The sequence below is a fragment of the Pseudomonas sp. FP603 genome, assembly GCF_030687415.1.
Classification (GTDB): domain Bacteria; phylum Pseudomonadota; class Gammaproteobacteria; order Pseudomonadales; family Pseudomonadaceae; genus Aquipseudomonas; species Aquipseudomonas wuhanensis.
The window spans coordinates 2,374,165-2,390,423 of the sequence record NZ_CP117431.1; the positions used below are offsets into that span (position 1 = coordinate 2,374,165).

Below are 16,259 nucleotides of genomic sequence, written 5' to 3' on the forward strand. Positions count from 1 at the left end.
GAGCGCCTGTTACGGAACGTCTCCTGTGCGATGCAACAGTGACCCCGATTATTTGAGCAGTTTCTGAAACTCCTCCACCGGCAGCGGCCGACTGTGCAGATACCCCTGATACAAATGGCAGCCCAGCCCCTGCAAAAACGCCAGTTGCTCCAGGTTTTCCACCCCTTCGGCGATGACTTCCAGCTCCAGGCTGCGGGCCATGGCGACGATGGCGCGAATGATTTCGGCATCGTTGGGGTCGGTGGTGGCGTCGCGGATGAACGACTGGTCGATTTTCAGGGTGTCTACCGGCAGGCGCTTGAGGTAGGTCAGGGAGGAATAACCGGTACCGAAATCGTCCATGGCAAAGCTCACGCCGAGTTTTTTCAGGCGCCGCATTTTGCTGATGGTGTCGTCCAGGTTCTGGATGACGATGCCTTCGGTGATTTCCAGTTTCAGCAGCGAGCAGGGCAGGCCATGGCTGCCGAGGCTGTGTTCGATGCGTTCGACGAAATCGTTCTGACGGAATTGCCGGGGGCTGATATTCACGCACAGGCTGAAATCGAGCGGGTCGATCAGGCCCTTGGCGATCAGGTGTTTGAAGGCCGCGCAGGCTTCGTCGAGGATCCATGTGCCGACTTCCAGAATCAGCCCGCTGTCTTCCAGCACCTTGATGAACTCGGTGGGCGATTGCGCACCCAGTTGCGGATGGTGCCAGCGCACCAAGGCTTCGGCGCCGGTAATGCGATTGTTGCGGGCGTCCACTTGAGGTTGGTATTGCACGCTGAATTCACCCCGAGACAGGGCCAGGCGCAGGTCGGTTTCCATGCGCAGGCGCTCGCTGGCGGCCTTTTGCATGGTGTTGTGATACATCTGCGTGGTGTTGCGGCCTGAGTCCTTGGCGCGGTAAAGGGCGATATCGGCGCGTTTGAGCAGATCGGTCGGGGTCGAGCCGTGGTCGGGGATCAACGCGATGCCGATGCTCGGCGTCACTTGCAGGCGCTGTCCGTCGAGGAACATCGGTTCGGACAGCAGTTCGCGCAAGGTGTCCGCCAACTCCCGGACCTGAGCGCTGACATCGCTGCGCGAGCCTTCCAGACCGCTGAGCAGCACCACAAACTCATCACCGCCCAGGCGCGCGACGGTGTCCTCCATGCGCACGCTGGCTTCAAGGCGCGCGGTGATGATTTTCAGCACCGTATCGCCCACCGGATGACCGAGGGAGTCGTTGATGTGCTTGAAGTGGTCGAGATCCAGGAACATCAGCGCGCCGCGCAGGTTATGGCGTTTGAGCAGGGCGATCTGCTGGCTCAGGCGATCCATCAACAGGGCGCGGTTGGGCAGATTGGTCAGCGGGTCGTGGTAGGCCAGGTGACGGATCTGCGCTTCAGCGTTTTTCAGCAAACTGACGTCCCGAGCGGTCAGCAGCAGGCACGCCGTTTCGTTGAGGGTGATCGGCTCCACCGAGACTTCAACGGTCAGCAACTCGCCGCGTTTGTTGCGCCCGAGCATTTCCTGATGGTGAACACGGCCCTTGATCTGCAGCTCCGCCAGCAGCGCCGAGCGTTGTTTCTCTTCGGCCCAGATACCGACTTGATACACCGTGCGGCCGATCACTTCATCGGCGCGGTAGCCAGTCAGGCGACAGAAGCCGTCGTTAACTTCCAGGTAGCGTCCGGTGTCGCGCTCGGTAATGGTGATGGCGTCGGGGCTTGAGTGGAAGGCCTTGGCGAACTTCTCCTCGCTGGCCTTGAGCGCCGCTTCCGAACGTTGCTGCTGGGTGATGTCGCGCAGGGTGGTGACGATGCACGGTTGGTCGCCGACGCTGATCTGCCGGCTCGATATCACGCAGGTCAGGGATTGCCCGTCCTTGTGTTGAACGATGATCGCCACATTGTTCAGGCCCTGTTCGCGGATGACCCGCTCGATCCTTTGCAGGCTTTTTGCCGAGGCGTCCCACAGGCCGATTTCGTCGGCGCTGCGGCCAATCACGTCGGCGGTGCTCCAGCCGAACGTCTGGGTGAAGCTGGAGTTGATCTCGATGAAATGGCCGGTGTCCTGGCGCGTGACGCAGATCGGGTCCGGGCTGACTTGGAACAACGTGGCGAATTTCTCTTCCGACGCTATCAGTTGCTGTTCGCGCTCCACTTGATCGGTGATGTCCAGCAATGTGCCGGCCATGCGCAGCGGGTTACCGCTGTCATCGCGGTAGAGTCTGGCGCGGCTTTCCAGATAGCGCGAAGTGCCATCCGGCAGCTGCACACGGTATGTCACCTGATAATTGCCGGCCGGGCCTTCGCGCAAGCTGCGGTAGGCGTCACGCATGGTGTCGCGTTCTTCGCCGGGCACGCCTTCGAAAAACGCGTCGAAGGATTCATGGAAGGGTTTGGGGTCCAGCCCATGCAGCTGGGCGGCCCGCGCCGAGCCGTAAAGCATGCCGCTGGGAATGTGCCAGTCCCAAGTGCCGAGTTGCGCCGAATCCAGGGCCAGGTCGAGGCGTTCCTGGCTGTCTTTGAGGGCGTGCTCGGCAATTTTGCGTTCGGTGGTGTCGAGGAACGTGCTCAGCAGATAAGGCTGGCCTTCGAGTTCGACCTTTTGCGCACTGAGGATGCCGTCGTGAACCTGCCCATTGCTGGCGCGAAATTGCACCTCCATGTTGATCAGCTCGCCTTTGGCCTTGGTGGCCTTGACCAGTTGCACCCGTTGCTCCGGGTTGACCCACAGGCCCAGTTCCAGCGTGGTTCGGCCGATGGCGTCTTGCACCGGCCAGCCGAACAGGCTTTCGAAATACTGATTGGCTTCGCTGATCAGGCCGTCTTCCTGACGGGTCAGCAGGACCATGTTAGGGCACAGGTGAAACAGCGTGGCGAAGCGTTTTTCCGAGCTGCTCAGCGCCTGTTCGCGCTGGCGCTGATGGGTGATTTCACGAATGACCCCAATCATTCGCGGCCGGCCGTTTTTGTCCGGCAGCAGGCTGCCGTTGATTTCCAGCCAGTGCAGGCTGCCGTCGGGCCAGCGGATGCGGTGGTGCATGGCCTGTTCCAGCGGGGCGCCGGCGATCACCGCATTGAAGGCGCGGATGGCTTTCGCCCGATCCTCCTGAGGCAGCAGGTCGAGGTACTCCAGGTCTTCTGGCAACGGCTGGCGGGGATCGAAGCCGAATAGCGCTTGAGTGCCCCGGGACCAACTGATTTGCCCCCGCTCGATGTCCCAATACCAGGCGCCCAACCGTGCGCCGTTGAGGGCCGCCAGCAACTGCGGGGCACTTTCCCAGCTCTGCTCGGACCGTTTGGGGTCAAGTGCCTGAATTCGCGGCATCGGCGGCATACGTTCAACAGATTTGGGCATGGATAACAGGCCTTGGGCTGAATTGGGCGTTAGGCACAGGGTTTTGGGGCTCTATAGGCGTAGCACAAAAAGAAGAAGCACAGCTTAGCCGCGAGTCCCTGGCTGATCGATTTGTGCATCCAGCAGAGCCATGAAGGCCCGTGCCGCGTTCGACAGCGTCCGTTCGGTGTGCAGGATATAGCCTAGCTGGCGAGTGAGTTGTATGCCCGGCAAAGGTATGCGCGCCACTTGATCGTCCAGCATGGTGCGCGGCAAAACGCTCCAGGCCAGGCCGATCGAGACCATCATCTTTATGGTTTCCAGATAATTCGTGCTCATGGCGATGTTCGGCGTCAGGCCTTGGGCCTCGAACAGGCGTTGCACGATGTGATGGGTAAAGGTGTTGCCGCCGGGGAAAACCGCGGGGTGCAAGGCAATATCCGCCAGGGTGACCGCGCCGTTGCTGATCAGCGGATGCTCCGGGGCGGCCACGAAATCCAGCGGGTCGTCCCACACGGGCGTGGCCTTGACCAATGTGTGAGGTTCCGGTGCAAGGGTGATGACTGCCAGTTCGGCGCGGCCATGGAGGATTTCTTCGTAGGCCACTTCCGAATCGAGGAACTGAATATCCAGCGCCACTTGTGGGTAGCGTCGGGTGAACTCCCTTAATAAGGGCGGCAAGCGATGCAGGCCGATGTGATGGCTGGTGGCCAATGTCAGACGGCCGGTCACTTCGCCAGTCAGGTTGGTCAGGGCGCGGCGGGTGTCATCCAGCACATTGAGGATCTGATAGGCCCGCGGCAGCAGGGCGCGTCCGGCTTCGGTCAAGCTGACTTCCCGACCCAGTCGATCGAACAGCCGCACCTTCAATTGCTGCTCTAGCCCGGCGATGCGTTTGCTGATGGCGGGTTGCGTCAGGTGCAGCCGTTCGCCGGCACCGGAGAAGCTTCCAGTCTCGGCAATCGCGATAAAAGCATTGAGGTTGGCGAGGTCCATGATGATGTCTCAGTTGTATTCCAGGTGGTTATGCAAAGCATGAAAAATATGAATTTGAGTTATTTAATGTAACCCCCTAGGATCGACCTCACAAGCCAAAGGGTTATTGGAATTTTCAAGATCCGGGGCATAGAAACAAGCTGATGAGGAAACCGTCTGATGGCCGGCAAAACGCTCTACGACAAGCTCTGGGATTCGCATTTGGTCAAGCAGCGCGACGATGGCTCTGCGCTGATCTACATCGATCGTCACATCATCCACGAAGTGACCTCGCCGCAAGCTTTCGAAGGCCTGCGTCTGGCCGGGCGCAAGCCTTGGCGCATCGATGCCAACATCGCGACCCCGGACCACAACGTACCGACCACCCCAGAGCGCAAGGGCGGCATCGAAGCGATTGTCGATCAGGTCTCGCGTTTGCAGGTTCAGACCCTCGACGATAACTGTGACGAATACGGCATCGTCGAATTCAAGATGAATGATGTCCGCCAAGGCATCGTCCACGTCATCGGCCCGGAGCAGGGCGCCACCTTGCCGGGCATGACCGTGGTCTGCGGCGACTCCCATACCTCGACCCACGGCGCATTCGGTGCCTTGGCTCACGGTATCGGCACTTCCGAGGTCGAGCACGTGCTCGCTACTCAGTGCCTGGTCGCCAAGAAAATGAAGAACATGTTGGTGGCGGTCGAGGGCCAATTGCCGTTTGGCGTGACCGCCAAGGACATCGTTCTCGCAGTAATTGGCAAAATCGGCACCGCCGGCGGTAACGGCCACGCCATCGAATTCGCCGGTAGCGCGATTCGTGACTTGTCCGTTGAAGGCCGCATGACCATTTGCAACATGGCGATCGAGGCTGGCGCTCGCGTAGGGCTGGTGGCCGCCGACGAAAAAACCGTGGCTTACGTGAAAGGCCGTCCATTTGCTCCGAAAGGCGCGGAATGGGACTTGGCTGTCGAGGCCTGGAAAGACCTGGTTTCCGATGCGGATGCCAAATTCGACACCATCGTCGAACTCGATGCCACTCAGATCAAGCCGCAAGTCAGCTGGGGCACCTCGCCCGAGATGGTCTTGGCCGTCGATCAGAACGTTCCCGATCCTGCGAAGGAAATGGACCTGGTCAAGCGTGGCTCCATCGAGCGCGCGTTGAAATACATGGGTTTGACCGCCAATCAGGCGATCACCGACATTCAGCTGGACCGCGTATTCATTGGCTCCTGCACCAACTCGCGGATCGAAGACCTGCGCGCCGCCGCCGTGATCGCCAAGGGTCGCAAAGTGGCTTCGACCATCAAGCAGGCCATCGTGGTGCCGGGTTCGGGGCTGGTGAAGGCCCAGGCCGAATCCGAAGGTCTGGACAAGATTTTCCTCGAGGCCGGTTTCGAATGGCGTGAGCCGGGTTGCTCGATGTGCCTGGCGATGAACCCGGACCGATTGGAGTCGGGTGAGCATTGCGCGTCGACCTCCAACCGTAACTTCGAAGGCCGTCAGGGCGCCGGTGGCCGTACCCACCTCGTCAGCCCGGCCATGGCCGCCGCCGCCGCTGTGAACGGTCGTTTCGTCGACGTCCGTGAATTGATCTAAAGGAGCGCAGCATGAAAGCTTTTACCCAGCACACTGGTCTTGTCGCGCCTTTGGATCGAGCCAACGTCGACACCGATCAGATCATTCCGAAGCAGTTCTTGAAGTCGATCAAGCGCACCGGTTTCGGTCCGAACCTGTTCGATGAATGGCGTTACCTGGATGTCGGGCAGCCGTATCAGGACAACTCCAAGCGCCCGTTGAACAAGGACTTCGTCCTCAACGCCGAGCGTTATCAGGGCGCCAGCGTACTGCTGGCCCGTGAGAACTTCGGTTGCGGCTCCAGCCGCGAACACGCGCCGTGGGCGCTGGAAGAGTACGGTTTCCGCAGCATCATCGCGCCGAGCTACGCCGACATCTTCTTCAACAACAGCTTCAAGAACGGCTTGCTGCCGATCATCCTGAGCGACGCTGAAGTCGATGAGCTGTTCCAGCAGGTTGAGGCGACTCCGGGTTATCAGTTGCAGGTTGATCTGCAAGCCCAGACCGTGACCCGTCCGGATGGCAAGGTGTTGAATTTTGAAATCGATGCCTTTCGCAAACACTGCCTGCTCAATGGCCTGGACGATATCGGCCTGACCCTGCAGGACCACGAAGCGATTGCCGCGTTTGAAGCCAAGCACCGCGCGAGCCAGCCGTGGTTGTTTCGCGACGCGTGATTGATCCGAAATTTATGTAGGCAGGGCTGGCCTATCGCGGGCAAGCCCGGCTCCCACAGGTTTTGTGAACACCAAAAATCCCTGTGGGAGCGGGCTTGCCCGCGATGAGGCCGGTACAGGCACCACAAGATCAAAAGGATGTCCCCATGACCAGCACCGCCCAGCACAGTCAGGTAGTACAAAAGCAATTCGGTGAACAGGCCTCGGCCTATCTGAGCAGCGCCGTACACGCTCAAGGCACTGAATTCGCGCTGCTACAGGCTGAACTGGCGGGGCAGGGCGATGCCCGCGTGCTCGACCTCGGTTGCGGCGCCGGTCACGTGAGTTTTCACGTGGCTTCGCTGGTCAAGGAAGTGGTCGCTTACGATCTGTCTCAACAGATGCTCGACGTGGTGGCCGCTGCTGCCGTCGATCGGGGCTTGGGCAACGTGTCCACGGTACTGGGTGCCGCCGAGCGCCTGCCATTCGCCGATGGCGAGTTCGATTTCGTCTTCAGCCGTTACTCGGCGCACCATTGGAGCGACCTCGGACTGGCCCTGCGCGAAGTTCGCCGGGTGCTGAAGCCGGGCGGGGTGGCGGCGTTCATCGATGTGTTGTCGCCGGGCAGCCCGTTGTTCGACACTTACTTGCAAAGCGTCGAAGTGCTGCGCGACACCAGCCACGTGCGCGATTATTCTGCGGGCGAGTGGTTGCGTCAGGTCAGCGAAGCGGGGTTGCATACCCGCAGTACCACGCGCCAACGGCTGCGTCTGGAGTACACGTCGTGGGTCGAGCGCATGCGCACGCCGCAGGTGATGCGCGCGGCGATCCTCGAGTTGCAGCAATCGATGGGCAATGAAGTTCGCGAATATTTTGAGATTGAGGCCGATGGTTCGTTCAGTACCGATGTGCTGGTGCTGATGGCTGAACGATAGGAATTTTCCGGGCGCGCCCCAGGGCGCGCCGACTGATGACATGAGGAAAGCATGAGCAAGCAGATTCTGATTCTCCCAGGCGACGGTATTGGCCCGGAAATCATGGCCGAAGCGGTCAAGGTGCTGGAGCTGGCGAACGACAAGTACAGCCTGGGCTTCGAACTGAGCCATGACGTGATCGGTGGCGCCGCCATCGACAAGCACGGCGTGCCGCTGGCCGACGAAACCCTGGCCCGTGCCCGTGCCGCCGACGCGGTGTTGCTGGGTGCCGTGGGCGGTCCGAAATGGGACACCATCGAACGTGACATCCGCCCTGAGCGCGGTCTGCTGAAAATCCGTGCGCAACTGGGCCTGTTCGGTAACCTGCGTCCGGCAATCCTGTACCCGCAACTGGCCGAGGCTTCCAGCCTGAAGGCAGAAATCGTGGCGGGTCTGGACATCCTGATCGTCCGTGAACTGACCGGCGGCATCTACTTCGGCGCGCCACGTGGCGTGCGTGAACTGGAAAATGGCGAGCGTCAGGCCTATGACACGCTGCCATACAGCGAAACCGAAATCCGCCGTATCGCCCGTGTCGGTTTCGACATGGCCCGCGTGCGTGGCAAGAAGCTGTGCTCGGTGGACAAGGCCAACGTGCTGGCCTCCAGCCAACTGTGGCGTGAAATCGTCGAGCAAGTGGCCAAGGACTACCCGGACGTCGAACTGAGCCACATGTACGTCGACAACGCCGCCATGCAACTGGTGCGCGCACCGAAGCAATTCGATGTGATCGTCACCGACAACCTGTTCGGCGACATTCTTTCCGACGAAGCGTCGATGCTCACCGGCTCCATCGGCATGCTGCCGTCGGCATCGCTGGATGCGAACAACAAAGGCATGTACGAGCCGTGCCACGGTTCGGCACCGGACATCGCTGGCAAGGGCATTGCCAACCCGTTGGCGACCATTCTGTCGGTGTCGATGATGCTGCGTTACAGCTTCAATCTGCAGGATGCGGCCGATGCTATCGAGAAGGCCGTGAGCCTGGTATTGGATCAGGGTCTGCGCACAGGCGACATCTGGTCGGCCGGTTGTACCAAGGTCGGTACGCAGGAAATGGGCGATGCAGTAGTCGCCGCGCTGCGGAATCTGTAATCTCTTTGGCCCGCTGCAACTTTCAACCATGAAAGCAGCGGCCCACTTTTAAGAAGGTGTAGTTGCGATGAAACGTGTAGGTCTGATCGGTTGGCGCGGTATGGTCGGTTCCGTGCTCATGCAGCGGATGCTGGAAGAGCAGGATTTCGATCTTATTGAGCCGGTGTTTTTCACCACTTCCAATGTCGGTGGCCAAGGCCCGTCCGTGGGCAAGGACATTGCTCCGCTCAAGGACGCTTACAGCATTGAAGAGCTGAAAACCCTCGACGTGATTCTGACCTGCCAGGGTGGCGACTACACCAGCGAAGTCTTCCCGAAGCTGCGCGAAGCCGGCTGGCAGGGTTACTGGATCGACGCCGCTTCCAGCCTGCGGATGCAGGATGACGCGGTGATCGTGCTGGACCCGGTGAACCGCAAGGTCATCGACCAGCAGCTCGATGCGGGCACCAAGAACTACATCGGCGGCAACTGCACCGTCAGCCTGATGCTGATGGGCCTGGGCGGCCTGTTCGAAGCCGGTCTGGTCGAGTGGATGAGCGCCATGACCTATCAGGCGGCCTCCGGTGGCGGCGCGCAGCACATGCGTGAACTGATCAAGCAAATGGGTGTGACCCATGGCGCTGTCGCCGATCAACTGGCCGACCCGGCCAGCGCCATCCTCGACATCGACCGTCGTGTCGCCGAAGCCATGCGCAGCGACGCGTACCCGACCGAAAACTTCGGCGTACCGCTGGCTGGCAGCCTGATCCCGTGGATCGACAAGGAACTGCCGAACGGTCAGAGCCGCGAAGAGTGGAAGGCCCAGGCCGAGACCAACAAGATCCTCGGTCGCTTCAAGAGCCCGATCCCGGTGGATGGCATCTGCGTGCGCGTCGGCGCCATGCGCTGCCACAGCCAGGCGCTGACCATCAAACTGAACAAAGACGTGCCGATCGCCGACATCGAAGGGCTGATCAGCCAGCACAACCCTTGGGTCAAGCTGGTGCCGAACAATCGTGAGATCAGCATGCAGGAGCTGAGCCCTACAAAGGTTACCGGTACCCTGAACGTGCCGGTTGGCCGTCTGCGCAAGCTGAACATGGGTTCGCAGTTCGTCGGTGCCTTCACCGTCGGCGACCAACTGCTGTGGGGCGCTGCCGAACCGCTGCGTCGCATGCTGCGGATCCTGCTCGAGCGTTGATCTGTTGAAGTAACGAAAGAGCCCGTGCCTTGAAAGAGGTGCGGGTTTTTTTATGCGCGGCAGTCTGAAGGTGCTCGGTTGTCTGCTCTTCCGTCATCGCGGCATAGGTATCTACACATCTCCCGATCCTGGTCTATAAAGGGACGGCATGGATATCAAATGACCGGGCTAGATGCCCGACTGACAAAACGATACGACGAGTTAGTCATGGGACACAGTAATGGACTACCGGCGCTGGCCGCCGGGATGAAAGCCTTGCCGCGAAGCGACAAGGCTTTTGCACAGACGCAAGCCCTTTGGCGATTTTTGAGCAATGACCGGGTTCGGCCCGTTGACCTGGTTAAACCGCTGCTGGCGCTGGCCCACGAGGGTTGTCGGGATGACTGTGATGATTACGCGCTGGTCATGCACGATTGGTCTCGGCTCAATTACATGCACCACCACAGCAAGGCTGATCGCCTGCAAATGACCCACCGGGGCGACATCGGTTACGAGCTGCAAAGCAGCCTGCTAGTCACCGACCGTGACGGTGCACCGATCTGTACTCCCGCTCAAAATCTGGCGACCAAGGACGGCGTGCTCAGCACGCGAGCCGAAGAAGTGCTGGCCCCTGAGAAGCATCTGCATGAACTGACACAACGTATCACTTGGCTGGAACAGCAGAATTTTGCCAAGCCGCTTGTCCATATCGTGGATCGAGAGGCTGATTCGGTCGCTCACCTGAGGCAATGGCAGGCCGAGGGTCGGCAATGGCTGGTGCGAGTCAAGGCCGGTTCCACGGCCAGTCATGCAGGTCAATCGAGGGCCCTGAGTCAAATTGCTCGCGAGATGACCTACCGCAAAACTCGCAAGGTGGACTACAAAGGAAAACCGGCCATTCAATGGGTGGGAGAAACCGCCGTCGTGCTGACTCGCCAAGCCCAGCCTTTCACCAAAGACAGGGCCGACCGCAAGACGCTGCGCAAGTCTGGTGAGCCGTTGCCGGCCCGGCTCGTCGTGAGCCGAATACTGGGAGCCGATGGTCACCTGCTGGCCGAATGGTATTTGCTGAGCAACCTTGAGCAAGAGGTCGCAGATGAACGATTGGCGCTCTGGTATTACTGGCGCTGGCGTATCGAGTCCTACTTCAAACTGCTTAAAGGGGGTGGGCATCAGCTGGAAAACTGGCAGCAAGAGAGCGGTGAAGCGGTGTTCAAACGGCTGTTGATCGCCAGTCAGGCATGTGCTGTCAGTTGGCGTCTGATGCGGGCTAAGGGGGAGTTCGCTGAGCAAACACGGGATTTTTTGGTCCGTCTGTCTGGTCGACAGATGAAGCGCTCGCAGCCGGTGACGGCTTCCGCGCTGCTGGCCGGTTTATACATGCTTTTGGCCATGTGCGAGACATTGGAACAATACACGCCCCAGGAACTGGCGGGTTTTGCTAAAGAGGCCATCGGCTGGGTGGCCAGCCGAAGACTTTAGAGATGTGTAGATACCTATGCCCATCGCGGGCAAGCCCGCTCCCACAAGGATTGCGCTGAACCCTGTGGGAGCGGGCTTGCCCGCGATGAGGTCGGAACTGGCGCCGCAGGTCTCCGCCGAATTGCCTCACTGCCAACCACCCGGTAAAGTGCCGCTCCCCCCGTTTCGCCAGAGGTAGAACCATGAGCCAGTCCTTTGATATTGCCGTGATCGGCGCCACCGGTACTGTCGGCGAAACACTCGTCCAGATTCTCGAAGAGCGGGATTTTCCGGTCGCTAACCTGCACCTGCTGGCGAGCAGTGAATCGGCCGGGCATTCGGTACCGTTTCGCGGCAAGAACGTGCGGGTGCGCGAAGTCGATGAGTTCGACTTCAGCAAAGTCCAGTTGGTGTTCTTCGCCGCCGGGCCGGCGGTAACCCTCAGTTTCGCCCCGCGCGCCACCGCCGCCGGTTGCTCGCTGATCGACCTGTCCGGCGCCTTGCCGGCCGATCAGGCGCCGCAAGTGGTGCCTGAGGCCAACGCTGAAATTCTGGTCGGCCTGAAAAAGCCCTTCCAGGTCAGCAGCCCAAGCCCTTCGGCCGCGACACTGGCGGTGGTGCTGGCGCCGTTGCTCGGTTTGCTCGACCTGCAACGCATCAGCCTGACGGCGTGTCTGGCGGTCTCCGCCCAAGGCCGCGAAGCCGTTACTGAGCTGGCCCGTCAAACCGCCGAGCTGCTCAATGTGCGCCCGCTGGAACCAGCATTCTTCGATCGGCAGATGGCCTTCAACCTGCTGGCCCAAGTCGGCACGCCTGATGCTCAAGGTCATACGCTGCTGGAAAAGCGCCTGGTGCGCGAGCTGCGTCAGGTCATGGCGCTGCCTTCATTGAAGATTTCCGTCACTTGCATTCAAGCTCCGGTGTTTTTTGGCGATAGCTTTAGCATGACCTTGCAGTCATCGAGCGCTGTCGATCTGGCGAAAATCAACGCAGCTCTGGAAGCGGCGCCCGGTATCGAACTGGTCGAGGCGGGCGATTACCCGACCCCGGTAGGCGATGCGGTAGGGCAGGACGTGGTTTACGTTGGTCGGGTTCGCAGCGGGATCGACGATCCGGCGGAACTTAATGTGTGGCTGACGTCAGATAACGTACGCAAAGGCGCCGCGCTCAATGCTGTGCAGGTGGCTGAATTGTTGATAAAAGACCTGCTGTAAAAGATACTTGGCAACAATTTTATCGAATGATTCCCGTCGAGCGTCGTGCTTGGCCGGAATGCTTAAGGTGAGCCACCCCGCAGGGCTTCCCATTGCATGAATGAAATGATCGCGCGCGACGACCCTTCGTCGCCGCGCGCAATGCCTTACGGCAGCGGCAATCAACACCTTCTCGCTGGCCGAGGAATGTTCAAACAAAGGAAGAGGTTATGGTTCAAGTTCGCAAACTGGTGTTAGCAATAGCGGCCGCCTCGGCGCTGTCCTCCGGTATGGCGCATGCCCTCGGGCTCGGGGAATTGACCCTGAAGTCGACGCTGAACCAGCCTCTGGTGGCAGAAATCGAGTTGCTCGACGTCAAGGACCTCTCGGCTGCCGAAGTGGTGCCGAGCCTGGCCTCGCCCGAAGATTTCGCCAAGGCCGGTGTCGATCGCCAGGCGTTTCTCAATGACCTGACCTTCACCCCAGTGCTTAACGCCAGCGGCAAAAGCATCCTGCGCGTCACGTCCAGCAAACCGCTGTCCGAACCGATGGTGAAATTCCTGGTTCAGGTGATGTGGCCCAACGGTCGCCTGCTACGCGATTACAGCGTGCTGCTCGATCCGTCCAAATTCTCGCCGCAGACCGCCGATGCCGCCGCGCAACCGGCGCCAGCCCAAACGGTGACCGCGCCGGTCACCGGCGCGACCAAATCGTCGCCATACACCACCACAGCGCGCGATACCCTGTGGGAAATCGCCGCGAAGGCGCGTAATGGCGGTTCGATCCAGCAGACCATGCTGGCCATCCAGGCGCTGAACCCGGATGCGTTCATCGACGGCAACATCAACCGACTGAAAACCGGTCAGGTGCTGCGCCTGCCTGATCAGGTGCAGAGCACCAACCTGCCGCAACCCAAGGCCATCGCCGAGGTCGCCGCGCAGAACACCGCGTGGCGTCAGGGTCGTCGCTACGTGGCGAAACCGGGAACCGGTCAGCAGCAACTTGACGCCACCAAGCGCGCTCGCGGTGAAGGTGCTTCGTCGCAAGCCGCCACAGACAAACTGAGCCTGGTCTCTGCCGACACCGGCAAGGGCGGCAAAGGTGCCGCCGGTGATGCGAAAGCGTTGAGCAACAAGCTGGCCGTGACTCAGGAAAGCCTCGACACGACCCGTCGTGACAACGCTGAACTGAAAAGCCGCATGAGCGATCTGCAAAGTCAGCTGGACAAGCTGCAACGCCTGATCGAACTGAAGAACAACCAATTGGCCAAGTTGCAGGCCGAAGGTGGCGCGGACACACCGGCGGCTACGACCGCTCCGGCGATGTCAGCCGAACTGGCGGCCAACCCTGCGGCAACGCCTGCGGACGCAGCCCCGGCACCTGCGCCAGAGACAGCTGCACCAGAAGCTGTTCCGGCACCAGCCGTCGAGCCAGCGCCTGCGACATCCGATGATCAGAAATTCAACGAGCTGCTGACCAACCCGATCCTGCTGGGGCTGGTGGGTGGCGGTGCGGTGGTTCTGCTGCTCTTGCTGCTGTTGCTGGCCCGTCGCCGCAAAGCCCAGCAAGAGGCCGAGAAGCATCTGCGCATGGCCCGTGCCTTGGAAGAGGAACAAGCGTTCTCCGTCGACCAAGACCTGCCGGAAAGCAGCTTCGAAGGCCTGGAAGTTCCGCCGCCGAGCGTGAAACTTGCGACCGCACCAACGCTAGCGCCGGCCCCGGCCCCGGTGATTTCTCCAGTTGTGGTGACGCCGCCGATCGCTGCGCCACTGGTATCGCCTGCCGCCGAGCGTTCCGAGCGTTCCGACGACGTACTGGCTCAGGCGCAGTCGCACATTGCAGGCGGTCGTCTGAATCAGGCCGCTGCATTGCTGGAAGATGCGATCAAGCAAGCGCCGCAACGCAGTGACCTGCGCCTGAAGCTGATGGAAGTCTACGGTCAGCAGGGCGACCGCGATGCGTTCGTCGCTCAGGAGCGTCAGCTGGTAGCCAATGGCGATAACTTCGCCCGGGTTGAAGAATTGAAAAGCCGCTTTCCGGCGATGGCAGTCGCAGTTGCGGGTGGTCTGGCTGCCGCGGCAATCGCCGCCGAGCTGGATGCGCAATACGTCAAGGACCTGCTGCTGGACGAACCGCAAGCCCCGGAACCGGCATTGTCCGACTTCGACAGCGCCTTCGATCTGAGCCTGGACGATCTGGACGCGGCTACTCCAATCGCGCCTGCCGTTGCGGCGGAACCAGAGCCAGCACCAGAGCCGGAGCCGGAGCCAACACCAGAAGCTCTGGCTGAGCTGGACGAATTCCCGCTGGATGACGACCTGAGCTTTGAGTCGGTGTTGCAGCAACAGACTGAAATCAAGGAAAACCTCGACGATCTGTCGGACTTTGACCTGGACATGGATCTGGGCGGCGATGCTTCGCCAGCCATCCTGGCCGAAGACGACTTCTTGATGAGTCTGGATGAAAATCTCAAGGATGCGCCAGCCGCCGAAGCACCGACCGTGGCTGAGACACCGCTCGATGACCTGGAGTTGCCGTTGGACTTCGATCTGTCGCTGGCCGATGAAATGGACGCCAGCCCGGATCAGCCTGACGCCTTCGAAAATGAACTCAACGACGTCAACGCTGAGCTGGAACGTCTGTCCCAGAGCCTTGGTGAGCCGAGTTTTACCGAGGAAGACGCTTTGGCCTCCGCGGACGATGAGCTCGATTTCCTCTCCGGTGCTGACGAAGTCGCCACCAAACTCGACCTGGCCCAGGCTTACATCGACATGGGCGACAACGACGGCGCTCGGGACATCCTCAATGAAGTGGTGACCGAGGGCGATGCGGGTCAGAAGAGCGAAGCCAAGGAAATGCTCTCGCGTCTGGCGTGAATCATCGGTAAGGCATAAACAAAACGGCAGCCCATCGAGGCTGCCGTTTTTGTTTGGGGGGGCGATGCGATGGCGCCTGTCGGGTCGCCTTCGGGGGCAAGGTTGTCCGCATCATTTGCGCCAGACATCAATCTCCTGTGGGGGCGGGCTTGCTCGCGAAGGGGTCAGCTCAGTCGATGAAGATCCTGGCTTGGTCTATACCTGTCTGGGGAACTGTGAAGCCACCCAAAGGCTCGTACCAATAAGAACGCGGCCTTCTGAGCCGCGCCCAGGGAGATCGACCGTTATGCCCGAAACCTCGACCGTCATCGCCGATATTCACATGCTCGACAGCGGCTATTCCCGCGAAGCACGTTCCCTGCTGTACCAGGCGTACCGGCACGAGCCGACGTTCGGCTATCTGTTCGAAGCCGAACGCCCCGGTTATGAACAACGAGTAAGGGCAACGGTGCGCGAACTGGTCAAACAACACTTTCTTCAGGATTTACCAGCCATCGGCCTGCTGGTGAATGACCGCTTGATCGGCATCGCCCTGATCGCACCGCCGCAACGTCGCCTGGGCATTACCGAAAGCTGGGCCTGGCGCCTGCGGATGGTGCTCAGCACCGGGTTTCGCTGTACCCGACGCTACCTCGATTACCACGCCGCCGTGATGGCGTGCGTGCCCTCCGACTCGGTGCATGTCTTGCCATTACTGGGGGTTCATCCGCAATTCCAGGGCAAGCATTTCGGTGAACAATTGCTGCAAGCGGTCCATAACTGGTGCGCGGTCGATGAGCACTCACAGGGTGTGATCCTCGACACCGGGAATCCTCGTTATCTGGAGTTCTATAAGCGTCAGGGCTACGAGGAAATCGGTGAAGTGGCGGTAGGACCGATTCTTGAACACGTGTTTTTCCACGCCAACCCGCAGGTGTTACAAACGGCAACGGCATAACAGTAGAACTTTCGCGGCAGGTCAGGCTCTATCAGGCCCCCAGGCTCGT

At 60.4% G+C, this 16,259-nt stretch carries 11 protein-coding genes; 9 read left to right on the forward strand and 2 right to left on the reverse strand.

Features of this window, described 5'->3' with window-relative positions; all coding sequences use genetic code 11:
- Positions 1-48: 48 nt before the first annotated feature.
- Positions 49-3,327, reverse strand: a complete 3,279-nt coding sequence (locus PSH65_RS11010) for a PAS domain S-box protein (protein ID WP_305426224.1) — start codon at positions 3,325-3,327, stop codon at positions 49-51.
- 84 nt (positions 3,328-3,411) lie between these two features.
- On the reverse strand, positions 3,412-4,302 hold the full coding sequence (locus PSH65_RS11015) for a LysR family transcriptional regulator (RefSeq protein ID WP_305426225.1): 891 nt from the start codon (positions 4,300-4,302) through the stop codon (positions 3,412-3,414).
- 159 nt (positions 4,303-4,461) lie between these two features.
- Here PSH65_RS11015 and leuC point away from each other — a divergent pair, with 159 nt between their 5' ends.
- The 9 genes from leuC (at position 4,462) to PSH65_RS11060 (ending at position 16,210) form a co-directional block, all read left to right on the forward strand.
- Positions 4,462-5,880, forward strand: a complete 1,419-nt coding sequence (leuC, locus tag PSH65_RS11020) for a 3-isopropylmalate dehydratase large subunit (RefSeq protein ID WP_305426226.1) — start codon at positions 4,462-4,464, stop codon at positions 5,878-5,880.
- Positions 5,881-5,891: 11 nt separating this feature from the next.
- Positions 5,892-6,536: a 3-isopropylmalate dehydratase small subunit gene (gene leuD, locus PSH65_RS11025; protein WP_123356294.1), complete on the forward strand. Its 645-nt coding sequence runs from the start codon at positions 5,892-5,894 to the stop codon at positions 6,534-6,536.
- Between the two features lie 146 nt (positions 6,537-6,682).
- Positions 6,683-7,450, forward strand: a complete 768-nt coding sequence (locus PSH65_RS11030; RefSeq protein WP_305426227.1) for a class I SAM-dependent methyltransferase — start codon at positions 6,683-6,685, stop codon at positions 7,448-7,450.
- A 51-nt stretch (positions 7,451-7,501) separates the two neighbouring features.
- Complete coding sequence (gene leuB / locus PSH65_RS11035; RefSeq protein WP_007935187.1) at positions 7,502-8,584, forward strand: 3-isopropylmalate dehydrogenase; 1,083 nt, start codon at positions 7,502-7,504, stop codon at positions 8,582-8,584.
- A 67-nt stretch (positions 8,585-8,651) separates the two neighbouring features.
- Positions 8,652-9,764, forward strand: coding sequence for an aspartate-semialdehyde dehydrogenase (gene asd, locus PSH65_RS11040; protein WP_038980075.1), 1,113 nt, complete (start codon positions 8,652-8,654; stop codon positions 9,762-9,764).
- A gap of 159 nt (positions 9,765-9,923) precedes the next feature.
- A complete protein-coding gene (locus tag PSH65_RS11045; protein ID WP_305424801.1) occupies positions 9,924-11,225 on the forward strand; it encodes a transposase in 1,302 nt (433 codons plus the stop codon).
- Positions 11,226-11,407: 182 nt separating this feature from the next.
- The gene (locus PSH65_RS11050) at positions 11,408-12,418 is read left to right on the forward strand and encodes an aspartate-semialdehyde dehydrogenase (RefSeq protein ID WP_305426228.1); all 1,011 of its coding nucleotides are present in this window, start codon (positions 11,408-11,410) and stop codon (positions 12,416-12,418) included.
- 209 nt (positions 12,419-12,627) lie between these two features.
- Positions 12,628-15,273 carry a FimV/HubP family polar landmark protein gene (locus PSH65_RS11055; RefSeq protein ID WP_305426229.1) on the forward strand — a complete coding sequence of 882 codons (2,646 nt, stop codon included), beginning with the start codon at positions 12,628-12,630 and terminating at the stop codon, positions 15,271-15,273.
- 286 nt (positions 15,274-15,559) lie between these two features.
- A complete protein-coding gene (locus PSH65_RS11060) occupies positions 15,560-16,210 on the forward strand; it encodes an N-acetyltransferase (protein WP_123721999.1) in 651 nt (216 codons plus the stop codon).
- The last annotated feature ends 49 nt before the right edge of the window (positions 16,211-16,259 follow it).